This window comes from Caballeronia zhejiangensis (genome assembly GCF_022879815.1).
GTDB lineage: Bacteria > Pseudomonadota > Gammaproteobacteria > Burkholderiales > Burkholderiaceae > Caballeronia > Caballeronia zhejiangensis.
Genome location: NZ_CP084285.1, coordinates 374099 through 398727 on the forward strand (window position 1 = coordinate 374099; position 24629 = coordinate 398727).

The 24629-nt window shown below is 62.4% G+C and carries 17 protein-coding genes and 1 pseudogene; 8 read left to right on the top strand and 10 right to left on the bottom strand.

Annotated features, from left to right (window positions below; all coding sequences use genetic code 11):
* Window positions 1-11 precede the first annotated feature (11 nt).
* Both LDZ23_RS22810 and LDZ23_RS22815 read left to right on the top strand, forming a co-directional pair.
* Complete coding sequence (locus LDZ23_RS22810; RefSeq protein WP_008348445.1) at window positions 12-1175, top strand: acyl-CoA dehydrogenase family protein; 1164 nt, start codon at window positions 12-14, stop codon at window positions 1173-1175.
* Between the two features lie 12 nt (window positions 1176-1187).
* Entirely contained in the window at window positions 1188-2366 is a 1179-nt protein-coding gene (locus tag LDZ23_RS22815; RefSeq protein WP_008348447.1) for a CaiB/BaiF CoA transferase family protein, read from the top strand.
* On the opposite strand, the gene LDZ23_RS22820 is transcribed toward LDZ23_RS22815, so the two are convergent.
* Together LDZ23_RS22820 and LDZ23_RS35010 are read right to left on the bottom strand one after the other, a co-directional pair.
* Window positions 2363-3298 carry a LysR substrate-binding domain-containing protein gene (locus LDZ23_RS22820; protein ID WP_008348449.1) on the bottom strand — a complete coding sequence of 312 codons (936 nt, stop codon included), beginning with the start codon at window positions 3296-3298 and terminating at the stop codon, window positions 2363-2365. The genes LDZ23_RS22815 and LDZ23_RS22820 overlap by 4 nt on opposite strands.
* A 305-nt stretch (window positions 3299-3603) precedes the next feature.
* On the bottom strand, window positions 3604-3942 hold the full coding sequence (locus LDZ23_RS35010) for a UTRA domain-containing protein (RefSeq protein WP_404989961.1): 339 nt from the start codon (window positions 3940-3942) through the stop codon (window positions 3604-3606).
* Here LDZ23_RS35010 and LDZ23_RS22830 point away from each other — a divergent pair.
* From LDZ23_RS22830 to LDZ23_RS22840, 3 genes and pseudogenes are all read left to right on the top strand, one after another.
* A pseudogene (locus LDZ23_RS22830) lies at window positions 3859-4692 on the top strand (cation:dicarboxylate symporter family transporter); the annotation flags it as partial. The gene LDZ23_RS35010 and the pseudogene LDZ23_RS22830 overlap by 84 nt on opposite strands.
* A gap of 99 nt (window positions 4693-4791) precedes the next feature.
* Entirely contained in the window at window positions 4792-7533 is a 2742-nt protein-coding gene (locus LDZ23_RS22835) for an MGH1-like glycoside hydrolase domain-containing protein (RefSeq protein ID WP_033536231.1), read from the top strand.
* Between the two features lie 245 nt (window positions 7534-7778).
* Window positions 7779-8225, top strand: a complete 447-nt coding sequence (locus LDZ23_RS22840; protein WP_008348456.1) for a universal stress protein — start codon at window positions 7779-7781, stop codon at window positions 8223-8225.
* Window positions 8226-8238: 13 nt separating this feature from the next.
* Here the strand turns inward: LDZ23_RS22840 and LDZ23_RS22845 are convergent, their stop codons facing one another.
* The 8 genes from LDZ23_RS22845 to LDZ23_RS22880 form a co-directional block, all read right to left on the bottom strand.
* Entirely contained in the window at window positions 8239-9696 is a 1458-nt protein-coding gene (locus LDZ23_RS22845) for an NAD-dependent succinate-semialdehyde dehydrogenase (protein WP_008348458.1), read from the bottom strand.
* 131 nt (window positions 9697-9827) lie between these two features.
* A complete protein-coding gene (locus LDZ23_RS22850; protein WP_008348460.1) occupies window positions 9828-11489 on the bottom strand; it encodes a cation acetate symporter in 1662 nt (553 codons plus the stop codon).
* Window positions 11486-11791, bottom strand: a complete 306-nt coding sequence (locus LDZ23_RS22855; protein ID WP_008348462.1) for a DUF485 domain-containing protein — start codon at window positions 11789-11791, stop codon at window positions 11486-11488. The genes LDZ23_RS22850 and LDZ23_RS22855 overlap by 4 nt, the downstream gene beginning before the upstream one ends.
* Before the next feature lie 127 nt (window positions 11792-11918).
* Window positions 11919-12686 (bottom strand): ethanolamine ammonia-lyase subunit EutC, encoded by a 768-nt coding sequence (gene eutC, locus LDZ23_RS22860; RefSeq protein ID WP_008348463.1) that lies wholly within the window; start codon window positions 12684-12686, stop codon window positions 11919-11921.
* Window positions 12686-14065, bottom strand: a complete 1380-nt coding sequence (locus LDZ23_RS22865; RefSeq protein ID WP_008348465.1) for an ethanolamine ammonia-lyase subunit EutB — start codon at window positions 14063-14065, stop codon at window positions 12686-12688. Before LDZ23_RS22865 ends, eutC begins: the two co-directional genes overlap by 1 nt.
* Complete coding sequence (locus LDZ23_RS22870; protein ID WP_008348467.1) at window positions 14062-15213, bottom strand: branched-chain amino acid ABC transporter substrate-binding protein; 1152 nt, start codon at window positions 15211-15213, stop codon at window positions 14062-14064. The genes LDZ23_RS22865 and LDZ23_RS22870 overlap by 4 nt, the downstream gene beginning before the upstream one ends.
* A gap of 11 nt (window positions 15214-15224) precedes the next feature.
* The gene (locus LDZ23_RS22875; protein WP_008348469.1) at window positions 15225-16457 is read right to left on the bottom strand and encodes an NAD(P)/FAD-dependent oxidoreductase; all 1233 of its coding nucleotides are present in this window, start codon (window positions 16455-16457) and stop codon (window positions 15225-15227) included.
* Complete coding sequence (locus LDZ23_RS22880; protein WP_008348471.1) at window positions 16457-17884, bottom strand: amino acid permease; 1428 nt, start codon at window positions 17882-17884, stop codon at window positions 16457-16459. Before LDZ23_RS22880 ends, LDZ23_RS22875 begins: the two co-directional genes overlap by 1 nt.
* Before the next feature lie 280 nt (window positions 17885-18164).
* Here LDZ23_RS22880 and LDZ23_RS22885 point away from each other — a divergent pair, with 280 nt between their 5' ends.
* The 3 genes from LDZ23_RS22885 to LDZ23_RS22895 all read left to right on the top strand — a co-directional run bounded on the left by LDZ23_RS22885 (window position 18165) and on the right by LDZ23_RS22895 (window position 24629).
* Entirely contained in the window at window positions 18165-19574 is a 1410-nt protein-coding gene (locus tag LDZ23_RS22885) for an aminotransferase-like domain-containing protein (protein WP_008348472.1), read from the top strand.
* A gap of 536 nt (window positions 19575-20110) precedes the next feature.
* The gene (locus LDZ23_RS22890; protein ID WP_008348475.1) at window positions 20111-21373 is read left to right on the top strand and encodes an efflux RND transporter periplasmic adaptor subunit; all 1263 of its coding nucleotides are present in this window, start codon (window positions 20111-20113) and stop codon (window positions 21371-21373) included.
* A 43-nt stretch (window positions 21374-21416) separates the two neighbouring features.
* Window positions 21417-24629, top strand: coding sequence for an efflux RND transporter permease subunit (locus LDZ23_RS22895; protein WP_008348476.1), 3213 nt, complete (start codon window positions 21417-21419; stop codon window positions 24627-24629).

Genomic DNA, 24629 nt, shown 5'->3' on the forward strand with positions numbered 1-24629 from the left:
GCAGGCACATCATGATCGAATCGACATCCGACGCTTATCAGGACATTCGTGAGGCCGTGCGCGATCTCTGCGGCCAGTTCACCGGCGAATACTTTCGCAAGATCGACGAAGCACGCGGTTATCCCGAAGCATTCGTCGATGCCCTCACGAAAGCGGGCTGGCTCGCCGCATTGATTCCGCAGGAATACGGCGGCTCGGGTCTGGGGCTTACCGAAGCGTCCGTCATCATGGAAGAGATCAATCGCTCGGGCGGCAATTCGGGCGCGTGTCATGGGCAGATGTACAACATGGGCACGTTGTTGCGTCACGGTTCGACGGAACAGAAGAAACGCTACTTGCCGAAGATCGCATCGGGCGAGTTACGTCTGCAATCGATGGGCGTGACCGAACCGACCACCGGCACCGACACGACAAAGATCAAGACGACCGCGGAAAGAAAAGGCGATCGTTATGCGATAAACGGCCAGAAGGTGTGGATCTCGCGCGTGCAGCATTCGGATCTGATGATTCTGCTCGCGCGCACGACGCCGATGGCAGACGTGAAGAAGAAGAGCGAAGGCATGTCGATCTTCATCGTCGATTTGCGTGAAGCAATCGGCAATGGCCTCACGGTGCAGCCGATCCTCAACATGGTGAATCACGAAACCAACGAGCTCTTCTTCGACAATCTGGAGATTCCTGCCGAGAATCTCATCGGCGAAGAAGGCATGGGTTTCAAGTACATACTCGATGGCCTAAACGCCGAACGCACGCTGATCGCGGCGGAATGCATCGGCGATGGCTACTGGTTCATCGACAAGGTCACGCAGTATGTGAACGATCGAATCGTGTTCGGGCGTCCCATCGGGCAGAATCAGGGCGTGCAGTTTCCGATTGCGCGCGCGTACGTCAATGTCGAAGCCGCGAACCTGATGCGCTTCAAGGCATGCGAACGCTTCGACGCGCACAAGCCTTGCGGCGCGCAGGCGAACATGGCGAAGCTGCTCGCCGCCGATGCATCGTGGGAAGCGGCCAACGCCTGTCTGCAATATCACGGCGGCTTTGGCTTCGCGGCGGAATACGATGTCGAACGCAAATTCCGCGAGACGCGTCTGTATCAGGTCGCGCCGATTTCGACCAACCTGATTCTCTCTTACGTCGCCGAGCATATCCTCGGCCTGCCACGTTCGTTCTGAAGGAGGCCGGTCATGCGCCCGCTGCAAGGCATCAAGGTCGTCACGTTCGAGCATGCAATTGCAGCGCCCTTCTGCACGCGTCAGCTCGCCGATCTCGGCGCGCGCGTCATCAAGATCGAGCGTCCAGGCACAGGTGATTTCGCTCGCAACTATGACGAACGTGTGTCGGGACTCGCATCGCATTTCGTGTGGACGAACCGCTCGAAAGAAAGCGTGACGCTCGACGTCAAGCATCCTGAAGCACTCGATGTCGTGCACAAGCTGCTCGCCGATGCCGATGTATTCGTGCAGAATCTCGCGCCCGGCGCGGCGCAACGGCTCGGCCTCGATTACGACGCGTTGAAGGAGCGCTATCCGCGGCTCATCGTGTGCGACATTTCCGGCTATGGTTCCGATGGCCCGATGCGCGACAAGAAAGCGTATGACTTGCTGATTCAAAGCGAAGCGGGTTTTCTGAGCATCACGGGTTCGGAAGGCGCACCGGCGAAAGCAGGCTGCTCGATCGCAGATATCGCCGCCGGCATGTATGGCTACACGAACATACTCGCGGCGCTCATCGAACGCGGACGCACCGGGCGCGGCAAACGCATCGACATTTCGATGTTCGAAAGCATGGTCGAATGGATGGGCTATCCGCTCTATTACGCGATCGACGGTCAGACGCCGCCGCGCAAGGCGGGCGCATCGCACGCGACGATCTTCCCTTACGGCCCTTTCCCCGCAGGCGATGGCAAGACCGTCATGCTTGGCCTGCAAAACGAGCGCGAGTGGAAGAAGTTTTGCGAAATCGTTCTTCGTATGCCCGAGCTTCAGCGCGACGAGCGCTTCTGTGCAAACAGCCTTCGCGCGCAGCATCGCGACGAGTTGATGCGCCTCATCGTCGATGCATTCGCCTCATTGACGGCCGCACAGGTCATCGAACGGCTTGAAGAAGCGCGCATCGCGAATGCGCAGATGAACGACATGCACGATGTCTGGAAGCATGAACAGCTCGAAGCGCGCAATCGTTGGACACAGGTCGATACGCCCGCCGGCAAGATTCCCGCGCTCTATCCGCCCGGACGCTTCAGCGCCGATGAACCGCGCATGGACGCCGTGCCCGCGCTCGGCGAGCACACGGAATCCGTGTTGCGCGAACTGGGGCTGAACAGCGAAGCCATCGAACGCTTGCGCGCGGCGAAGGCGATCTAGGTTCGTCGCATCGTCACGCCTTGCCAGCGATCGCGGTCAATGTGCTCGGCGATCAACTCGATCAACGTCTCGCGCACGGCGACGGTCGCTGAGTTCATCGGCGCATCGTTGGGCCAGCAAATGCTGGCCGGGCGCCTGATGATCGGATCGACGATTCTGCGCATTTTCGGCAGCAACGCCTCGTTCCATTGCACGATCGCGGACGAAGGCAGAATCGTGCAGGCTCTGCCCGAATGCGCGATAAGCAAAAGCGATGGCAACGAGTCGATATCCGCAACGATGTTCAGCTCGACTTTCTCGCTCGCGAACGTGCGCTCGATCAGCAAGCGCAAGCCATTCGATGCGCCGGGCGCGACGAGTTTCACGCCCGCGAGCTTCGCAAGCGGACATGTCGATGCGCGCGGCGAGATGCCGCCGCCCGGCTCGCCCGCAAGATAAAGCGTTTCGTCGAGCACGGGCAACGCGGTGATGCCGGGTGTATCCGATTCACGAAACAGAATCGCGAGGTCGAGCCGGCCATTGGCAAGCAACTCGTTCAGATAGCCGCTCATGCTTTCGAAGAACTGCAGGCGTATGCCGGGATACCGGTCCTGAATGCGCTCGAACAGGGGCACGGCGAGAACGGATGCCATCGTCGTCGGCAGGCCGACCGCCACGGTGCCGGATTCCGCGCCCGCGCCCTTCGTCACTTCCTGTTTGAGCTGCTCCATTTGCCGCAGCACGACTCGTGCATGCCGATAGAGCGCGTCGCCCTCGGCCGTGGGGGTGACGCCATGATTGCTGCGCAGAAGGAGCGTGACGCCGAGTTCCTCTTCGAGCCGCGCCATTTGCTGGCTGAGCGAAGGCTGTGCCACGTAGAGCTTTTCCGCTGCTTTGCCGAGACTGCCGTAATCGACGATGCTGACGAAGTAGCGAAGCTGGCGAACATCCATATGAGGGTGCGAGGATCGAAGTCAGGGCGCGCTCGTGAGCGTCTGGCGCCGGTCGCCTATTCTATAGCTCGCATCGTCATACGAATCGATTCGCTTCGCTCAGGGCGCATCAATGCCCCGGTCCGTTCGGTTCGATGCAGCTCGACACGAGCGTGCTGTTTGTGCCGGCTTCCGATGCCCGCTATCGCGCACGCCGCTTTAAGCTCATGGCTTGCGTAGCCGCCCTGTTCCTGCCCATGGCGTCCTCCTTCTGCGTTATTCGAAAACGCACGCCGGATAACTTCGATAGCACGCCCGCGACGATTTTAGCCCGGCGATCGCTTGAGACGCATCGACACCGAAAAGCGCTCTGCGGGATGCACCGTCACCGATATCTCGAACGTCGCGCCGCTCGCGTCGAGATAGCGGCGCACGATTTCCAGCGCCGCCGTTCCCGCCTCGACGCGCAGGCGTCTCGCCATCTCCGCCGATACGGCAATGGCACGCACGTCCTGCTGAATCTCGTCGCCTCCGCGAAGCTCGCGAAGGTTTCGATGTGCTGCGTCGACTGCACGACGCGCGATCTCGTTTCGGAAGTGCTGTTCTCGTTCATCAAGCTCGTGATGAAGCTCGCGCCGCTCGGCACGTTCGGCGCGGTCGCGTATTCGGTGGGCAGCAACGGCACGGCAGTGCTGATCGCGCTGGCGCAGCTCGTCGTGAGTTTCTATGCGGTGGTCGTACTCTTCATCGTCGTCGTCATGGGCATCATCGCGAAGCTCGCGGGCTTCAGCCTGTGGCGCTTTCTGCGCTACATCAGAGACGAGATCTTCATCGTGCTCGGTACTGCGTCGTCGGAAAGCGCACTGCCGCGTCTTCTGATCAAGCTCGAACGGCTCGGCTGCGCGAAGCAGACGGTCGGACTCGTGCTGCCCACAGGCTATGCGTTCAATCTCGATGGCACGTCGATCTTCATGTCGATGGGCGTCATGTTCATCGCGCATGCTTATGGCGTGCCGATCACGCTGGAACATCAGATCGGCATTCTGCTGCTGATGCTGCTGACGTCCAAAGGCGCAGCCACGGTTTCCGGCGGATCGTTCGTGGTGTTCGCAGCGACCGTCACGTCGACGGGCATCCTTCCCGTCGAAGGACTCGCGTTGATCTTTGGCGTGTACCGCTTCATGTCGATGGCAATCGCGACGTGCAACACCATCGGCAACAGCCTTGCGACGGTCGTCATCGCGAAGTGGTCGCGCACGTTCGATGCGGCCGTCAGCGAACGGCATCTTTATCCGGAGCGCTATCCGGAGATCGCCGAAGCAGACCGGCGGCTCGCGGACGGCAATCTTCTCCCCGAAGACATGAACGACGCGAATCCTCATCCGGACGGTATCCCGCTAAAAACGGCGCGATGATTCTCGCAGCGCGGCAATCGCCGCGCTTTTTTTCACTTCGCTTATCATCGGAAAACCGCGCATCGAACGTGCTGGATGAGCAACCGCAACGGAGGTCGCATGCCACCGCTACGCGCAATCCATCTGCTGCAAACGAAGGAAGGCTCCCGTCTGCATGGCGCCGGGCTCGACCGGTGGCGCCGCTGGGGCCCGTATCTGAGCGAGCGTCAATGGGGCACCGTTCGCGAGGATTACAGCGAATACGGCACGGCGTGGGACTACTTTCCGCACGACCATGCGCGCAGCCGCATGTATCGATGGGGCGAGGACGGTATCGCGGGATTCGGCAACGACCCGCTCGACTGGTGCGTGTCGCTCGCGTTGTGGAACGGCCGCGATCCGATCATCAAGGAGCGGCTTTTCGGTCTCACGAACGAGCAAGGCAATCACGGCGAAGACGTAAAGGAACTGTACTTCTATCTCGACGGCACGCCGACGCATTCGTACATGAAGATGCTGTACAAGTATCCGCACGATGCGTATCCGTATCAGCAACTCATCGACGAGAACAAACGGCGCGGTCCCGATCAGCCCGAATACGAACTGCCCGACACGGGCGTATTCGATTGCGACCGTTACTTCGATGTCTATGTCGAATACGCGAAGCACGCGCCCGATGACATCGTGATGCGCGTGACCGTCGAGAATCGCGCGGACGAAGCCGCGACGCTTCATCTCTTGCCGCAATTCTGGGCGCGCAACCGGTGGGCGTGGTCGAGCAAATGGGGCAAGCCGTCGCTGAAGCTCGAACACGATGCGCGCGAAGGTGCCCGCGTCATCGCGCACAATCCGTCGCATGGCGAGATGGATGTCACGGCTTCTGCGCAAGCGCCGGTCGAATGGATTTTCTGCGAGAACGAGACGAACGTTCGTCGCATATACGGCATCGAAGGCGCGGGGCCGTTCAAGGATGGCTTCAACGACTATCTCGTCGAAGGCGACGAACAGGCGATACGCCGCGATCGCGGCACGCGTTGCGCCGCGCATGTGCATCTGCAACTCTCACCGCATGAAAGTTCCGTGATGTACTTGCGCTGGCGTCCGGCATCGGTTTCGAACGATCCGCCGCTCGACCTGGCCCAGCTTTTCGCGCGTCGCGAAGCGGAAGCCGACGAGTTCTATGCGACGCTGCAACACGATATCGACGATGCCGACGCGCGTCTCGTGCAACGCCAGGCGCTCGCCGGCATGCTATGGACGAAGCAGTATTATCAGTTCGACGTCACGCGCTGGCACGACGGCGATCCGGGCCAGCCCACGCCGCCGAAAGAACGGCGGCATGGCCGCAATGCTGACTGGCGGCACATGTGCAACGGCGACATCGTATCGATGCCGGACAAGTGGGAGTATCCGTGGTACGCATCGTGGGACCTTGCGTTCCATGCGGTCGCGTTCGCGACGATCGATCCCGACTTCGCGAAGAAGCAATTGCTGTTGCTCGTGAAAGAACGCTACATGCATCCGAACGGGCAATTGCCCGCTTATGAATGGGCATTCGGCGATGCGAACCCACCCGTTCACGCATGGGCGACATGGCGCGTGTTCGAGCTCGATCGCGAGATGACCGGCATCGGCGATCACGCGTTCCTCGAGGTCATGTTCCACAAGCTGCTGCTCAACTTCGCGTGGTGGGTGAACCGCAAGGACGCCGACGACCGCAATATCTTTCAGGGCGGATTTCTCGGCCTCGACAACATCGGCATCTTCGATCGCTCGCAGCCGCTGCCGACCGGCGGACGTATCGATCAGGCCGACGGCACCGCATGGATGGCATCCTACGCGCTCGACCTCATGCAGATCGGCCTCGAACTCGCGATGACGAACGAATCGTATGTCGAGATCGCGGTGAAGTTCTTCGAGCACTTCCTGTACATCGCGGAAGCCGTGAGCTGCGGCGAAGTCTGCAATACCGGCCTATGGGACGGCAGCGACGAATTCTTCTACGACGTACTGCATCTGCCGAACGGCGCGCGCGTGCCCATGCGCATTCGATCGATCGTCGGACTGATTCCGCTCTTCGCCGTTCATGTGCTCGAGGAAAGCGTGTACGGCGACTTGCCCGGACTGCGTGAACGCCTCGTATGGTTTCTCGATCATCGGCCGAACCTTGCGAAGCTCGTATCGCGCTGGACCGAGCCTGGCAAAGGCAACACGACTTTGCTTTCGCTCTTGCGCGGACATCGCATGAAAGCGCTGTTGCGCCGCACGCTCGATCAAGCGGAGTTCCTGTCGGACTATGGCGTACGCGCGTTATCCCGCGTGCATTGCGACAAGCCTTATGTGTTCGATCATGATGGCGTGAACGTCTGCATCCGGTACTTGCCCGCGGAATCGGATTCGCGCGTATTCGGCGGCAATTCGAACTGGCGCGGGCCGATCTGGATGCCGGTCAATTACTTGTTGATCGAATCGCTTTACGAGTTTCATCGCTACTACGGCGATGATTTTCGCGTCGAGCATCCGACGGGATCGGGCAAGTTTCATTCGCTGAACGAAATCGCCGACGATCTCTCACGGCGCATCAGCATGCTCTTTTTGAAAGACGAAGAAGGCAAGCGTCCTGTGATGGCCGCGTATCCGATGCTGCAAGCCGATCCGCGCTCGCAGGATCTCATTCTCTTTCACGAGTACTTTCATGGCGACAACGGGCGCGGTGTCGGTGCGTCGCATCAGACTGGATGGAGCGGGCTCGTTGCGCTGCTGCTGCAACCGCGTCTGATGAAGTTATCGCACGTGGGGCCGGAAGCGCCCGTCATGGCCGTGCGTCTGCATGAAGAAGCGAGCGCCGAGATGGGACGCTAGCGCGTCATGAAGCAATCGACTTCGAATGCGTAGCTGCCGAAACAGAAGCCGCCTGTCCCTCGCTTTCGATGACACATTTTTCTGATGCGCGGGGTACCGCCGGAACGTTTGTACCATGCGGATGCGGACGATGAAAACATTCTCGCGGATCTGATTTTCGCGCTGGAAATTCTGGCGCTCGCCTATACTTGAATCGTCGGTTCGCGTGTTTCTTTCATGTCCCCAGAGAACCGGAGGACGTCATCATGTTCAACCATCTGCTGGTTCCCACTGACGGGTCCGCGCTCTCCGAAGCGGCTGTCCGCATGGCGGTCTCGCTCGCCAAAGAGAACAGTGCGCGCATCACCGGTCTTTATATGGTGCGGCCATTTCATATGACCGTTTATAGCGCCGAGATGGTCGGCGCAAGTCAGGATGAGGCGCACGCCGCAGATCAGGCCCGCGCGCGGCAATATCTCGAGAATCTGCGAAGTATCGCCGCCCAGGCCGGCGTCGCTTGCGATACGGAAGCGCCGACGGGCGCGCATCCGTATGAGGCGATTCTCGATACGGCGAAAGCGCGGCACTGCGATCTCATCGTGATGGCGTCGCATGGGCACGGCGGAATTCGCGGGCTATTGCTCGGGAGTGAAACGCAGAAAGTGCTTACACATAGTCATTTGCCGATTCTGGTGGTGAGGCCGCCGGAGTGATGCGTCCGCCGTCCTACCGCTCCAGATTCCCGAAACAGACATACTTCGCTTCGAGATACTCCTCGACTCCCGACGATGCCCCTTCGCGCCCCATGCCCGATTCCTTGATCCCGCCGAAGGGCGCAACTTCGTTGAACACGAGGCTGTCATTCACGCCGACGACGCCGCATTCGAGCGCTTCCATGACGCGGAATGCGCGGCTGATATCGGCGGTATAGAAGTACGCCGCGAGCCCCGTGCGCGTATCGTTCGCGAGCGTGACGACGTCGTCCTCGTCCCTGAACGGCAGCACGCTCGCAATCGGGCCGAGCACTTCGTCGCCGCATACGCTCATCGACGGATCGACGTTCGTCAGCACCGTCGGCCTGAAGAAGTTCGATCCCGGCGCGACGCGCGAGCCGCCCGCTGCGATCTTCGCGCCGAGCCTGACCGCTTCGTCGACGAGACTTTCGATGCGCGTCACCGCCGCATCGCCGATAAGCGGGCCGATCTGCGCGCCCTCGTCCAGCCCGTCGCTCACCTTCAGCAACGCGACCTTGGACACGAGCTTGGCGACGAAAGTCTCGTACACGTCCTCATGCACGAAGAAGCGGTTCGCGCACATCGCCGCCTGGCCCGAATGACGAAACCGCGCATCGAGCGCGCCCTTCACGGCGAGGTCGATGTCCGCGTCGTCGAACACGATGAAAGGACAGTTCGCCCCCAGTTCGAGCGACATCTTCTTCACGGTAGGCGCGCATAAAGTCATCAGCCGCTTGCCTTCCTCGATGGAACCGGTGAACGATACTTTCCTCACGTCGGGGCTCGCAAGCAGCGTGCTGCGAACCGGTTCGCCCTCGCCCGTCAACACGGAGAGCACGCCGCGCGGCAAGCCCGCGTTCTCGCCGAGCACGCACAGCGCGAGCGCGGAGAATGGCGTCTGCGGATCGGGGTGATGGATGACCGTGCAGCCCGCCGCGAGCGCAGCGCCGACGCGTCGCGCAACCATCGACGAAGGAAAGGTCCATGACGTGATCGCGCCGCACACGCCAATCGGCTGATGCAGCACACGTATGCGTTGATTGCGTCGCGGCGCGGGAATGTTGTCGCCGTAAATGCGGCGCGCTTCCTCGGCGAACCAGTCGAGATAATTCGCGGCCTGCGTGATTTCGGAGCGCGCTTCGTGCAGCGGCTTGCCTTGTTCGCGGCAGAGGATGATGGCGAGATCGTCGCGATGATGTTCGACGAGGCGCGCCCACTCTCTCAGCACCGACGCGCGCTCGCGACTGCTCCAGCTGCGCCAGTCCTGCAGCGCCGCGTGCGCGCACTGGATGGCCTCCGTCACCTGCTCGTCCGTGACCTGCGGCACCGAGCCGATGATTTCTTTAGTGGATGGATTGATGACAGACACGCGCGGCAGCGAAGTATTGTCGATCCACGCGCCGCCGATATACGCCGATTGTTCGAAAAGACTGGGGCACTGCAGTTCCATGGCTCGCTCCAATGCGTTGGCGCTTCGTGCAATCAGGTGCATCGAGCTTAACGCATTTTCCACTCGCCATTCGGACGCGCGCGGCATCCCGGGTATACGAATACTGCGCGCGCCGCTCACTCAACATCACATCAATGGCTCGCGCCCTCCACCGCGCCGATGCCCGTTTCGGAGCGCACGGTCTGCGCTTCGAAGCCTGCTTTATCGACACGCGCACGCGCCGATTGATCGGTTACGGAGAAGAGCCAGATGCCGATGAAACCGATCGCCATCGAGAACAGCGCAGGCGATGCATACGGGAACGGCGCATCCGCGTAGTGGAACACATCGACCCATACCGCTTTGGAGAGGACCGTCATCACGACCGCCGAAAGCAGGCCGAGAAAGCCGCCGATTGCCGCGCCGCGCGTCGTGCAGCCGCGCCACAGGACCGACATGAAGAGCACCGGAAAGTTGGCGGACGCCGCGACCGCGAACGCGAGCGACACCATGAACGCGATGTTCTGCTTCTCGAACACGATGCCGAGCACGACCGCGACGATGCCGAGCACGATCGTCGTGATGCGCGACACCTTCAGTTCGCTCTTGCTGGACGCCTTGCCCTTCTTGAACACGGTCGCATAGAGATCGTGCGACACCGCCGATGCACCCGCGAGCGTCAGGCCCGCCACCACTGCGAGGATAGTTGCAAACGCAACTGCCGAGATGAAGCCGAGGAACACGTTGCCGCCGACCGCGCTCGCGAGATGCACCGCCGCCATGTTCGTGCCGCCGAGCAGCTTGCCGCCCGCATCCTTGAACATCGGATTGGTGCTCACCAGCACGATCGCGCCGAAGCCGATGATGAACGTGAGTATGTAGAAGTAGCCGATCCACGTCGTCGCCCAGAACACCGACTTGCGCGCTTCCTTCGCGTTGGGCACGGTGAAGAAACGCATCAGGATATGCGGCAGACCGGCCGTACCGAACATGAGCGCGATGCCGAACGAGATCGCCGAAATCGGATCCTTGATGAAGTTGCCCGGACCCATGATCGACGCCTTCTTCTCGTGCACGTCGACGGCCTTCGCGAAGAGCGCCTCGGGGCTGAAGTGGAATTGCCACAGCACCATGAACGCCATGAACGAAGCACCCGCAAGCAGCAAACACGCCTTGATGATCTGCACCCACGTCGTCGCGGTCATGCCGCCGAAGAGCACGTACACCATCATCAGCGCGCCGACGATCACGACCGCGATCCAGTATTCGAGCCCGAACAGCAGCTTGATGAGCTGTCCCGCGCCGACCATCTGCGCGATCAGATAGAACGCGACGACCACGAGCGTGCCCGATGCAGCGAACGCGCGAATCGGCGTCTGCTTGAAGCGATACGCGGCGACATCGGCGAATGTGAAGCGGCCGAGATTGCGCAGACGCTCCGCCATCAGGAACGTGATGATCGGCCAGCCGACGAGAAAGCCGATCGAATAGATCAGCCCGTCATAGCCATTGCTATAAACCGCCGCCGAAATGCCGAGAAACGACGCCGCCGACATGAAGTCGCCCGCGATCGCAAGACCGTTTTGAAAGCCCGTGATGCCGCCGCCCGCCGTGTAGAACTCGGCCGCGGAACGCGTCTTCTTCGCGGCCCATTTGGTGATGAAGAGCGTCGCGATCACGAACGCGATGAACATGCAGATCGCGGTCCAGTTGGTCGCCTGCTTGACCGCCTGACCGAGATCGCCGCCTGCTGCAAATGAACTCGCGGACGCCGCGAAAAGCGCGCCCGCCGTGACGATGCGTTGCGGCTTCATGCGGCCTCCCGCTTGATCTTGTCGGTGAGTTCGTCGTACGTGCTGTTGGCGTGGCGCACATACAGCCCCGTGATGACGACCGTGAACACGATCACGAACAGGCCGATCGGCATGCCCCATGTCATGACGCCCGCGCCCATCTTCGCGGCGAGCAGATCCTTGTTGAATGCGATGAGCAGCACATAGCCGTAATAGACGACCAGCACGAGTGCCGTCAGCGTCCAGCCGAGCTTCGAGCGCTTTCGCACCAGTTCGCCGTAAGCGGCGCTCGACTTTATTTTCTCTACGATCTTCAGATCCATTTCCGTCGTCTCCTGCATGAATGCCTCGTTTACGATGCGCTGGAGACTAAGGTAAAAGCGTCCGCTTACCCGTTTCTTACGTGAAGCGTTTTCTTTCGACGGGGTTTACGCGAAGCATCGTCCATTGCTATGCACCCGATAGGCGATCCATCGTTCGCCCGGGCAGCGTCGTCGCGCTGTCGTCTTTGAGGCTCACGCCCGTCAGCTTGCGCGTGCGCGCTTCGTTCAGCAGCCACGCGAGCTTGAACGCGGCCGCGTCGTAAGCAAGTCCTTCAGGACGCACGTTCGATATGCAGTTGCGCTCCGCATCGCTGCGGCCCTGCACGGGATCGTAAGTCACATACACGCCGAGGCTCGCGGGCGAACTGAGCCCCGGCCTCTCACCGATCAGCACCGCGACGATGCGCGCCCTCAATATCGCGCCGATGCAATCGCCGAGCGCGACGCGCGCCTGAGTCGCGACGACGACCGGACCGATGCGCCATCCGTCGAGCCGCGCGATCGTTCTTTCGATGAGCGGTATCGCGTGCGTCGCCGCTGCTTTCGACGACAGTCCATCGGCGATGACGAACACGACATCCGCGTCCGTCGCGTGGGTCGCGAGACTCGCGGCGCTGTCGTCGCTCAGCATGCGGCCAAGATCCGGACGACGGAGATAAACATCGCGTGCCGATGCGGCGCTGCATACCGAAGCACATGCGAATCGCCTCGAGGCCAGTTCTTCCAGCAACGACGAGACATCGAGCGGCCGATGCACCGCATCGCGCGCCTGCGCATGCGCGAGATTGAACGCGAGCAGCGGCGCGGTCGGCACGCTGTTGCCCGCGCGTCCCAGCGCGATGCGCGCATCGGTGAAACGGCGCAGCGCTTTCCACGGATTCCGGCTGACGCTCATCACGCCCTCATCCAGTCGTTCAGCGCGGGCCACTCGGCGCGCGTCTGAAGCATGCCGCGCGCATTCGTGATCTGAATCGCGCGCAGCCACGCTTCGAACTCCGGCGCGCGTTTCAGACCGAGCACGTCGCGCACATACAGCGCGTCATGAAACGACGTGCTCTGATAGTTCAGCATGACATCGTCTGCGCCGGGCACGCCCATGATGAAGTTCACGTTGGCCGCGCCGAGCAGCGTGAGCAGATTGTCCATGTCGTCCTGATCGGCTTCGGCGTGATTCGTGTAGCAGATGTCGCAACCCATCGGCACGCCGAGCAGCTTCGCGCAGAAATGATCTTCGAGTCCGGCGCGAGTGATCTGCTTGCCGTCGTAGAGGTATTCCGGACCGATGAAGCCGACCACGGTATTCACGAGAAACGGATCGAACTTGCGCGCGACCGCATGGGCGCGCGCTTCGCAAGTCTGCTGATCGACGCCATGATGCGCGTTCGCCGACAACGCGCTGCCCTGTCCCGTCTCGAAGTACATCAGGTTCTCGCCGACCGTCCCGCGCTTCAGCGACAAACCCGCTTCATACGCTTCCTGCAACAACGCGAGCGAGATGCCGAACGACGCATTCGCCTTTTGGGTGCCCGCGATCGACTGGAACACGAGATCGACCTGTGCGCCGTGTTCGATCGCCGCAAGCGTGTTGGTCACGTGTGTCAGCACGCAGGTTTGCGTCGGCACGTCGTAGCGTTCGCGGAACGCATCCATCATCGCGAGCAATTTGCCGATGGCCTGCGGCGAGTCGGATGCGGGATTGATGCCGATCATCGCGTCGCCGCAGCCGTACATGAGGCCATCGATCATCGAAGCGGCGATGCCTTGCACATCGTCGGTCGGATGATTCGGCTGCAGGCGCACCGACATGTGCCCCGGCAATCCCACGGTATTCCTGAAACGCGTGACGACCGGACGTTTCTTCGCCGCGAGAATGAGATCCTGATTGCGCATCAGCTTCGATACGGCCGCGACCATCTCGGGCGTCAATCCTTGCGATACGGCGACGAGCGCGGCGGTATCGGTCGTATCGGCGAGCAGCCATTCGCGGAACTCGCCGACCGTCAGATGCGACACGACGGCGAACGCCTCCCGCGAATGTTCATCGATGATGAGGCGCGTCACTTCATCGTCCTCGTACGGAATCAACGCTTCTTCGATGAACGCGCGCAACGGCACCCTCGACAGCGCCAACTTCGCCGCCGCGCGCTCTTCTTCCGTCGCGGCGGCGATGCCCGCGAGTTCGTCGCCGGAACGTCGCGAACTCGCTTTCGCCAATAGCGTCTTGAGATCGTCGAAACGATACGTCCGAACGCCTACGGTTTCGCTGAAGCTCATACGCCGCTTCCGCCGACCGTCCTCAAACTCTTCCATTGCCCTTGCTCGACCTGAAAGAGCGTGTATGGAGGCTTGATGAGATCGCCATATGGATCGAACGAAATCTTGCCGGTCACGCCAGTGACGTTGACCTTCGCGAGCGCATCCACGATCTTGCCGCGATCGAGCGAGTTCGCATCGTGAATGGCCTTGATCATCGCGAGCGCAGCATCGTAGGCGAATGGCGCATATAGTTCGACATCCTGATTGAAGCGTGCCTTGTAGCGCTTGCCGAACTCCTGCGCGGAAGGCAGCTTGTCGAGCGCGGGACCGGGCTCGAGGTCCTGCGTGCCGTTGCCCGATGTGCCCGCGATCTGCAGGAACGCGTTGCTCTTCAGTGCGCCCGCGCCGAAGAGCTGCGTCGTCATGCCGAGCGAGCGCATCTGCTTGACGAGCATCGCGCCTTGTTCATCGAGTCCGCCGAAGAAGATCAGATCGACGTTCTGGCTCTTCATCGTCGTGAGAATCGCGCGGAAATCGACGGCCTTGTCGTTCGTGTATTCGCGCGCGACGACCTTGCCGTTGGCTTCCTTCACGCCCTTCTCGAAGGCATCGGCGAGACCTTGCCCGAACGCCGTGCGATCGTCGATGATGCCGATGCGCTTCGGCTTCATCTGCTCGACGACGAAGCGCCCCGCCACCACGCCGCCCACGCCATCGTGGCCCATCGTGCGGAACACGTTCTTGAAGCCCTGTTTCGTGAGTTGCGGATTCGTCGAGCCGGGCGTGATCATCGCGACATTCGCCTGGTGATAGACGGTCGATGCCGGAATGCTGCATCCCGAGTTGTAATGCCCGATCACGCCGACGATGCCGCTATCCACCGCTTTCTGCGCGACCTGAATCGCGACGCGCGGATCGGCCTGATCGTCGTACACCTCCAGTTCGAACTTGACGGGCTTGCCGCCGACGATGGGATGCTTCGCGTTCTCTTCGTCGATCGCGAGTTGCGCGCCGTACTGCAAGTCCTTGCCGACGCGCGCAACCGGCCCGGTCAACGGTCCGACGAACGCGATCTTCACGACCTCGGGATCGGCGGCCCACGACATCGGCATGTACGCGGCAAGCACGCCCGCGGTCACGCCCGAAAGAAAGATACGGCGATTCATGTTCATGCTCCTCAGTGAAAACGCGACGCGCGATAACTCGCGAGATCGAGTGGCGGCGAACGTCGCGCGATGAGATCGGCGACGATGCGTCCGCTCACGCCCGCGAGCGTCAAGCCAAGATGCTGATGCCCGAACGCATACACGACGCGCTCGCTCGCCTTCGATGCGCCGATGACCGGCACGCCGTCCGGCAGCGTCGGACGAAAGCCCAGCCATTCGCGATCGGGCGTGCCGAGCGCGGGCAACGCGCGCTTCGACGATACGGTGACGAGATCGAGCAGCGCGCGATTGCGCTCCTCGATGAAACCCGCGAGTTCGACGGTGCCCGCGACGCGAATGCCATCGCTCATCGGCGTCATGTAGAAGCCGCGCTCCGCCCAGCCGCACGGCCGCGATATGAGGTTCGATGCCGACGCATAACGGATGTGGTAGCCGCGCTCGGTATCGAGCGGCACGCGATCGCCACATTGCTGCGCGAATTCGCGCGAACGCGCGCCCGTCGCGACGACGACATGATCGAAGCGGCGCGCATCGCCCTCGACGCGCAACGCGACGTCCTGCACGCCCGGCTCGATCGCGTCGACCTTCTTGCGTTCGAGTTGCGCGCCGCGCGCGGCGAGCCGCTCGTGCAAGGCCTGAAGAAAGCCCGCCGGATCGCTGAAATGCCAGCTATCGCGAAACAGCACGCCGCGCGCGAAAATCGGCGCGAGGTGCGGTTCGAGTTCGCGGATCGCGCCGCTGTCGAGCACATCGAAGCCGACGCCAAGCCTCTCGCGCAATGCCAGCGAATCGCGCGACGCGTCGAACGAAGCCGCGCTCGAATACAGATAAAGGCATTCGCGCGGCTTGACGAAGCGCTTCAAGGCATCGTCGTCGAGCAAGAGTGCATAGCCTTCCTGCGCACGCGACAACAACGCGGCCAGCGCCTGCGCGCTCGCTTCGAAATTCTTTTGTCGCGAGCTCATCAGAAAGCGCGCGAGCCACGGCGCGAGTTGCGGCAGATAACGCCAGCGCAATCTGAACGGACTATCGTTCGAGAAGAGAAAGCGCGGAATATCGCGGAATACGGACGGATTGTTCACCGGCACGCATCCGTATGGCGCGAACGTGCCCGCGTTGCCGAACGACGCGCCCTGCGCCACGCCCGACGGATCGAACAGCGTCACGCTGTGACCGTCGCGCGTAAGCCAGGCCGCGCTCGCCATGCCGATGAACCCCGCGCCGATGATCGCCACGTTCGACATCAGTCCTGCCCCTTCCATGCGAGCCGATTGTCTTGCGACAGGAAGCCCGTCGCCGATTCGCTCTCTTCATGACGATGATGATGCTTCGCGGCGAAGAAGTACGCCGCCGATGCGGCCGCGAGGCTCGCGAGACTCGCCATCAGTTGCGGACGCAGTTCGTGGTCCGCGCCCATGGCCGCAAGCACACCGACGATCGCGATCACGACGGCATACGACAGCCACGGGAAGAGCCACATCTTCAGCGTGAGACGCTCGGGCGCTTCGCGTTGAATGCGTCGGCGAATGCGGATTTGCGCCAGCGCCGTCGCGAGATAGACGAACAGCATCACCGCGCCCGATGCGTTCACGAGAAACAGGAACACGCCCTGCGGCGACACGATCGCGGCGACGATCGCCACATAACCGACGACGCTCGACAGCACCACCGCGAGACGCGGCACCTTGTTCGGCGTGAGCTCGAGCAGCGACTTCGGCGCATCGCCGCGTTCGGCGAGACGGAACAGAATGCGCGACGACACGTACAGGCCCGAGTTCAGCGCGGACAGCACGGCGACGAGCACGATCGCGTTCATGATGTCGGCGGCGTAGGGAATGCGCATCGTCTCCAGCGCGGCGACGAACGGCGAGTGGCCCGTCACGATGCTGCCCCACGGCACGATGCACGCGATCAGGAACAGCGAGCCGACATAGAACGTGATGACGCGCAGGATGACCGAGCGCGTCATCGCGGCGACGCTTTTCGCGGGATCGTCGGATTCGGCCGCGGCGATGGTCGCGATTTCCGCGCCGCCGACCGCGAAGATGACGGTCGGCACGGCGGCGAACACGGACATCGCGCCGAACGGCAGGAAGCCGCGATTGCCGGTGAGATGCGCCACGGCGCTGCCCGCGTGCCCGAAGCCGAGCAGATAGCCCGCGCCGATGGCGAGGAACACGATGATCGCCGCGACTTTGATCGACGCGAACCAGAACTCGAATTCGCCGTACGACTTGACCGAAAGCAGATTGATGACGGTCATCACGGACAGCAGCACGAGGCCGATGACCCAAACCGGCGCGGGTATCCAGCGCTGCAATATCGCCGCGCCGGCGACCGCTTCGACCGCGACGACGATCACCCAGAAATACCAGTACAGCCAGCCGCTCGTGAAGCCGGCCCAGTTGCCGAGGCCGATGCGCGCATATTCGGTGAACGAGCCGACGCCGGGCACGGCGAGCGCCATTTCGCCGAGCATGCGCATGACCATCAGCACCACGATGCCGGCGACGAGATACGACACGCACGCCGCCGGACCGACGGTCGCGAGCGTCGCGCTGCTGCCGACGAACAGCCCCGCGCCGATGATGCCGCCGAGCGCGATCATCGTGACGTGCCGCTGACGCAGCGCGGAGCCTAGCTTCGGTTGCGAGGTTTCAGGCAAGGACATCGGGGAATCTCCTGCGGACAAAGATCGGATGAATCGGGAAGCGCGGGATGAGACACGCACCAGACAAACTCTGATCCTAGAATCACACAATATTTTTTTGTGTGCAATTAAAAGCGCGGTTGTGTGGTGCCGGTATTTTCCCTGAGGGGAGGATGGAGCGGCTCTTGCAGAGGCGTTTCAGTCCTTATACGGACACTGCGTCGGCCATGCGCTGGGTTAGAATCGGCAGACTTCCGCACAAATCGCGGACAAAGCAATGTTTGTATGGAGACACAGATTCATGGCTTCCGACAAGGATCAGGCGCTGAGCGCAAACGGCGAAGCCGACGGCACGACGAGGCGATCGACCTATATCGAGGTGTCGAGCTCCATCGAGAAGGAAATCCGCAGCGGCATGTATCCGCCGGGCAGCCGTCTGCCGCCGCAACGGCAACTGGCGAGCGAACTGGGCATCAACGTGTCGACGGTGTCGCGCGCGTACAAGGAGTTGCAGCTGCGCGGCCTCGTGATCGGCAGCAAGCGGCGCGGCTCGCTCGTCACGGGCGGCGCGATGCCGAGCGTCGAGATGCCGCCTGCGAGCACGGGCAGCTCGGTCATCGATCTGACGGTGAACCGGCCCGCGACCGGGGAATTCCTCGCGTGCCTCGCGCGCACGATGGGCGAACTGCCGCGCGATCCGCGCTTTGCGCAATTGCAGGAATATCAGCCGCCGCAGGGGCCGTCATGGGCGCGCGCGGCCGGTGCGCGCTGGATGAGCGCGCCGGGTTTCGCGCCGACGGCGGATCAGGTCGTCGTGACGAGCGGCGCGCAGCACGGGCTGTATGCGGTCCTCAACAGTCTGATCGGCACGGACGGCGTGATTCTCGCGGATCAACTCACGTATTACGGGCTGAAGGCGCTCGCGCCCGTCTTCCAGTTCGAGATCGTGGGCATTCCGAGCGACCGCGACGGCTTGCTGATCGACGAGGTCGAGCGCGTGTGCAGGCGCGTGCCGGCGAAGGCGATTTTCACGGTGCCGAATCTGCAGAATCCCACGGTCACGACGATGAGCCTGGAACGGCGCATGGCGCTCGTCGATGTCGCGCGGCGGCATGGCGTCGCGATCATCGAGGACGACGTGTACGGGCCGCTCGTCGCGCAGCGTCTGCCGACGCTCGCGAGTCTGTGCCCCGAACTGACGTATCACATCTCGGCGACGTCGAAGATCCTAGCGCCCGGCTTGCGGCTCGGTTATCTGCTAAGCCCGCAGGACAACGCCGCGCTATGTGCGGAGGCCGTGCGTACGACGGCGTGGATGCCCGCGCCGCTGTCGATGCTGATCGCGACCGTCTGGATCGAGGACGGCACCGCGCAGCACATCATGAATGCGCAGCTCGCGGAAATCCGCGCGCGGCATGATCTCGCGCGCGAACTGCTGCCGCAGGAATTCCTGCAATCGGATCCGGCGTGCATGTTCGTGTGGTTGAAGCTGCCGCTGCCGTGGCGCGCGGACGATTTCGCCGCGAATGCGAAGGCGCGCGGCGTCGTGGTGATGCCCTCGTCGGCGTTCGCGGTCGACCGGTCGGAAATCGAGCATGGGGTGCGCGTGAATCTCGCGTGCGCGGAAAGCCGCGATCAGCTCGTCAGCGGATTGCGGATGCTGGCGGGAACGTTGAGAGACCGGCCGCGGGCGCTGTTCGGGCATTTGTGATTCCGACTCGCCGCCGGAAAGCGCACGGCGGCGGCGTCACGGCGCCCAAGTCAGGATATCGACATTTCGGTTCGGCGTTGCATTTATCGTCACGATGAATCCGACGGCTCGCTAAGTCATCCATACCTTCCCCGCCGATTCAGCACGCCAGTTCAGTAATTGCTGCGCATCCCGATCCACACCATTCAGTCAAAATGCCGATAAACGCTATGGCGTTTTCATCCGAGTTCAGCTATTAGTAGACTCGTCACGCACGTCACGCCACTCGGTGGCGAACCAAGAGCATCTCTCTGGCTATAACTCGACCGTCAAAACCGGAGGCAGCTACGCCACATTACAAGCATCAGGCTCGCGCTCGCTGACGTCGCCCTAAGTCCTGTCCCGCGCGATTTCATCGCATGGCGCAGGCGCACCGGAAATGCGCACGCTTTGCGGGCGCATCCGCCTAAACGCACACCGCGAGCATTGTCGTGGCGAGGCGCTCTGTTGGCGCGTTCGCTCATCAACGATCGGCCATCCCAACGGGGGAGGCGCCCATGGCGTTCGTGTCGGAACACGTACTGGACTGCTGCTCGTTCGCTCCACCTTCGCGCTCCATGCGCGCGCTGCGCGTGGGCGCGATCGCCGCGCTCGCGTCGCTCTCGCTCGCGGCGTGCAAGAAGCCGGCGCCGCCAGCGCAGAAGCCCGCCGTCGATGTCACCGCCGTGACTGTCACGGCGCAATCGACGCCCGTCGACTTCGAATTCACCGCGCAGACGCAAAGCTCGCGCGAGGTCGAAATCCGCGCGCGCGTCGACGGCTTCCTCGAAAAGCGCATGTACACCGAAGGCGCGCTCGTCTCGGCCAACCAGGTCATGTTCCTCATGGACAAACGGCCGTTCGAGGCCGCGCTGCAGACGGCCAAAGGCTCGCTCGCGCAACAGCAGGCGCGGCTGCTCGTCACGCAGCAGAATCTCGCGCGCGTGAAACCGCTCGCCGCGATGAACGCATTGAGCAAGAAGGATCTCGATGACGCCATCGGCAACGAAAAGAGCGCCGAGGCCGCCGTCATCGCCGCGAAAGGCGAAGTGCAGACCGCCGAACTGAATCTCAGCTACACGACGATCCGCTCGCCGCTCAAGGGCCTGTCCAGTTTCGCGCGCATCCAGGAAGGCAGTTACGTGACGCCGACGCAGGGCGGCCTGCTCACCTACGTCTACCAGCTCGATCCGATGTGGGTGAACTTCAGCATCTCGGAGAACGAACTGCTGGGCTATCGCGAGCAGATCAAGAAAGGCGAACTGCGCTTTCCGCCCGACAACAAGTTCGATGTGACCGTCATCCAGGCCGACGGCTCCGTCTTTCCGCAAACCGGTCGCATCGACTTCACGAATCCGGCGTTCAGCACGGAGACGGGCACGTTCCTCGTGCGCGCGGTGTTCGCGAATCCGCAAGGCACGTTGCGACCGGGACAGTTCGTCAAGGCGCGCGTGGCGGGCGCGGTGCGACCCAACGCGATTCTCGTGCCGCAACGCGCCGTGCTGCAGGGCGCGAAGAGTCACTTCGTGTGGGTGCTCGACGAACAGTCGAAGCCGCATCAGCGCGTCGTCGAAGTCGGCGAATGGCACGGCGACGACTGGTTCATCACGAACGGCCTGAAGGCGGGCGAACGCGTCATCGTCGATGGCGCGATACGCGTCGGCGCGGATACGCAGGTTCGCGTCGTCGCCGCACCGGCCGCGGGCGGCGCGGCGGCATCGGGCGCGCAGGAGGCGTCGCTCGGAGACGCGAAGAACGCAAGCGGCGGGACCGAAAAGTGAAGTGATTTGATCTGACGACAAGCACGTCGCGCGGAAGAGGCCAATGAACATTTCACATTTCTGCATTGACCGTCCGATTTTCGCGTCGGTCATTTCGATCATCATCACGCTGGGCGGCGCGCTGACCATGCTCGCGCTGCCCACCGCGCAGTATCCAGACATCACGCCGCCGCAGATCACGATCTCCGCGACTTATCCGGGCGCGAGCGCGGATGTGGTCGCGAACAACGTCGCCGCGCCGATCGAGCAGCAGGTCAACGGCGCGGACAACATGATCTACATGAGCTCGTCCAGCTCGTCGACGGGCAATCTCACGATCAACGCGTACTTCCAGATCGGCACGAATCCGGAACTCGCACAGGTCGACGTGCAGAACCGCGTGAACCTCGCGCTGCCGCAACTGCCGCAGTCGGTGACGGCGCAGGGCGTGCAGGTGCAGAAGAAGTCGCAGGCGTTCATGATGGTCATCGCCATCTATTCGCCCGACGAGCGCTATGACGCGACGTATATCGCGAACTACGCGAACGTGTACGTCCTCGACGCGTTGAAGCGCATTCCGGGCGCGAACCAGAGCGCGATCTTCGGCACGCCCGATTACGCGATGCGCATCTGGCTCAAGCCCGACCGCATGGCGCAGCTCGGCATCACCGCCGCCGACGTGCAACGCGCCGTCGCCAATCAGAACCAGCAGTTCGCGGTCGGCCGTCTCGGGCAATCGCCGACTGGCGCGCCCGTCGAACAGTCCTTCGCGGTGACGACGACGGGCCGCCTCACCGAGCCTGCCGAGTTCGAGAACATCATCATCCGCGCGCAATCGGGCGGCGCGGCGATCGTGCGTCTGAAAGACGTGGGACGCGCGGAGCTGGGACAAAAAGACTATTCGATCCGCAGCCGCTTTCAGGGCAAATCGGCGACGGTGCTCGCGGTGTATCAGCAGCCTGGCGCGAACGCGCTCGATGTGTCCAAGCAGGTGCGCGCGTCGCTCGCGGAAATGAAGAAGACGTTCCCGCAGGGCATCGACTACGAAATCGCGATGGACACGACGGAGTTCACGCGCGCGTCCATCTCCGATGTGGTGCATACGTTCTTCGAAGCGGTCGTGCTGGTCGTGATCGTCGTGTTCGTGTTCCTGCAAAGCCTGCGCGCGACGCTCATTCCGGTGCTCGCGGTGCCGGTGTCGATTGTCGGCACGTTCATGGGCATGGAAGCGCTCGGCTTCTCCATCAACATGTTGACGCTGTTCGGCATGGTGCTTGCCATCGGCATTGTCGTGGACGATGCGATCGTCGTGATCGAGAACGTCGAGCGCAACATGACGGTGCACAAGCTCGATCCGAAGACCGCCGCGAAGAAGGCGATGGACGAAGTGGCCGGGCCGGTCGTCGCCATCGTGCTCGTGCTGTGCGCGGTGTTCGTGCCGGTGGCGTTCCTCTCCGGCATCACGGGGCAGATGTACAAGCAGTTCGCCATCACGATCGCGATATCGGTGGTGATATCGGGCCTCGTCGCGCTGACCTTGTCGCCCGCCCTCGCCTCCTTGCTGCTCAAGCCGGGACATCACGAGAAAAAGGGCTTTTTCCGCTGGTTCGACAATCAATTCGCGCGCATGACGCGGGGCTACACGCACCTCGTGCGGCTCGTCATCAAGCGTTTCGCGATCGCGCTGCTGCTCTTTGTCGGCATGATCGCGCTCGCCGTCATGATGATGCGCGACATTCCGACGGCGTTCCTGCCGCCCGAGGATCAGGGCTATCTGCTCGGCGCCGTCATCATGCCCGATGCCGCGTCGCTCGACCGCACCGGCGCCGTGTCCGACCGCGTGACCGAATACTTCATGAAACAGCCGGCGGTCGGCAGCATCACGACGGTCGATGGCTTCTCCATTCTCGACAGCCAGAACAAGAACAATTCGTCGACGTTCTTCGTCGGCTTCAAGAGTTTCGAGGATCGCTATACGTCGGCGAATATCCGCACGCAGAACGCGCGCGCCGTGCTCGTCGATGCTTACAAGCATCTCTCGCAGATTCGGGAGGGCATCGTCGTGCCGCTGAATCCGCCGTCGATTCCGGGCCTCGGCACGACGGGCGGCACCGAAATGTGGATTCAGAGCAAGGGCGACGCGACCATCGCGCAGTTCGCCGGAATCGTCGACGATTTCGTCGCGAAGGCGAAAGCGCGGCCGGAACTGACGGGCGTGACGAGCACGTTCAACGCGTCGTCGCAGCAACTGCTCGCCAACGTCGACCGCGACAAGGCCGAAACGCTCGGCGTGCCCGTCGAGGACGTCTACAGCGCGATGCAGACGATGTTCGGCTCGCTGTACGTGTCGCAGTTCAATCGATCGAGCCGCCTGTGGCAGGTGATTCTCCAAGCGGAGCCGCAGTATCGGCTGAAGCCCGACGATCTCACGCAGATTTTCGTGAAGAGCAAGAGCGGCGAGATGGTGCCGCTCAAGTCCGTGGTCAATACGAAGTACGTGACCGGTCCCGATCTCATCACGCGCTTCAACAACTTCCCCGCGGTGAAGATCACGGCGAACGCCGCGCCGGGCTACGCGTCGGGGCAAGTGATCGCGGCGCTGGAAGACATCGCGAAGGACTTGCCGAGCGATTACGGCATCGGCTGGAGCGGCGAGGCTTACGAGGCGAAACAGTCGGGCAGTTCGTCGGCGCTCGTGTTCATATTCGGCCTCATCATGGTCTTCCTGATTCTCGCCGCGCAGTACGAAAAGTGGAGCCTGCCGTTCGGCGTGCTGATGGCGGTGCCGTTCGCGATCTTCGGCGCGCTGCTCGCGATCCTCTTGCGCGGCCTGAACAACGACGTGTACTTCCAGATCGGTTTGACGATGCTCGTCGCACTCGCCGCGAAGAACGCGATTCTCATCTTCGAGTTCGCCGTGCTGAATCGCGAGGCGGGCGCGTCGGTCTACGACGCCGCGATGACCGCCGCCGAAGAGCGCCTGCGCCCGATTGTGATGACTTCGCTCGCGTTCATTCTCGGCTGCGTGCCGCTCGCGATCGCGACGGGCGCATCGGCGAACAGCCGGCACTCGATCGGTACGGGCGTGATCGGCGGGATGCTCGGCGCGACGGTCATCGCCGTGTTCTTCATCCCGATGTTCTTCTGGGGACTCGAAACGATGTCCTCCCGCTCGAAGAAGAAGAAAGGCGCCGAAGCGAGCGCGCCGGATGCCAAGCAGACGCACGGCGGAAGCGGCCCGAACGCGTCGCCGTCCGCTCCGGACAAGGGAGACTGA

Bases quoted from the DNA above. Each gene is read 5' to 3' on its own strand.
- LDZ23_RS22810 (WP_008348445.1), top strand. From the start codon at position 12: ATGATCGAATCGACATCCGACGCTTATCAGGACATTCGTGAGGCCGTG.
- LDZ23_RS22815 (WP_008348447.1), top strand. From the start codon at position 1,188: ATGCGCCCGCTGCAAGGCATCAAGGTCGTCACGTTCGAGCATGCAATT.
- LDZ23_RS22820 (WP_008348449.1), bottom strand. From the start codon at position 3,298: ATGGATGTTCGCCAGCTTCGCTACTTCGTCAGCATCGTCGATTACGGC.
- LDZ23_RS22835 (WP_033536231.1), top strand. From the start codon at position 4,792: ATGCCACCGCTACGCGCAATCCATCTGCTGCAAACGAAGGAAGGCTCC.
- LDZ23_RS22840 (WP_008348456.1), top strand. From the start codon at position 7,779: ATGTTCAACCATCTGCTGGTTCCCACTGACGGGTCCGCGCTCTCCGAA.
- LDZ23_RS22845 (WP_008348458.1), bottom strand. From the start codon at position 9,696: ATGGAACTGCAGTGCCCCAGTCTTTTCGAACAATCGGCGTATATCGGC.
- LDZ23_RS22850 (WP_008348460.1), bottom strand. From the start codon at position 11,489: ATGAAGCCGCAACGCATCGTCACGGCGGGCGCGCTTTTCGCGGCGTCC.
- LDZ23_RS22855 (WP_008348462.1), bottom strand. From the start codon at position 11,791: ATGGATCTGAAGATCGTAGAGAAAATAAAGTCGAGCGCCGCTTACGGC.
- eutC (WP_008348463.1), bottom strand. From the start codon at position 12,686: ATGAGCGTCAGCCGGAATCCGTGGAAAGCGCTGCGCCGTTTCACCGAT.
- LDZ23_RS22865 (WP_008348465.1), bottom strand. From the start codon at position 14,065: ATGAGCTTCAGCGAAACCGTAGGCGTTCGGACGTATCGTTTCGACGAT.
- LDZ23_RS22870 (WP_008348467.1), bottom strand. From the start codon at position 15,213: ATGAATCGCCGTATCTTTCTTTCGGGCGTGACCGCGGGCGTGCTTGCC.
- LDZ23_RS22875 (WP_008348469.1), bottom strand. From the start codon at position 16,457: ATGTCGAACGTGGCGATCATCGGCGCGGGGTTCATCGGCATGGCGAGC.
- LDZ23_RS22880 (WP_008348471.1), bottom strand. From the start codon at position 17,884: ATGTCCTTGCCTGAAACCTCGCAACCGAAGCTAGGCTCCGCGCTGCGT.
- LDZ23_RS22885 (WP_008348472.1), top strand. From the start codon at position 18,165: ATGGCTTCCGACAAGGATCAGGCGCTGAGCGCAAACGGCGAAGCCGAC.
- LDZ23_RS22890 (WP_008348475.1), top strand. From the start codon at position 20,111: ATGGCGTTCGTGTCGGAACACGTACTGGACTGCTGCTCGTTCGCTCCA.
- LDZ23_RS22895 (WP_008348476.1), top strand. From the start codon at position 21,417: ATGAACATTTCACATTTCTGCATTGACCGTCCGATTTTCGCGTCGGTC.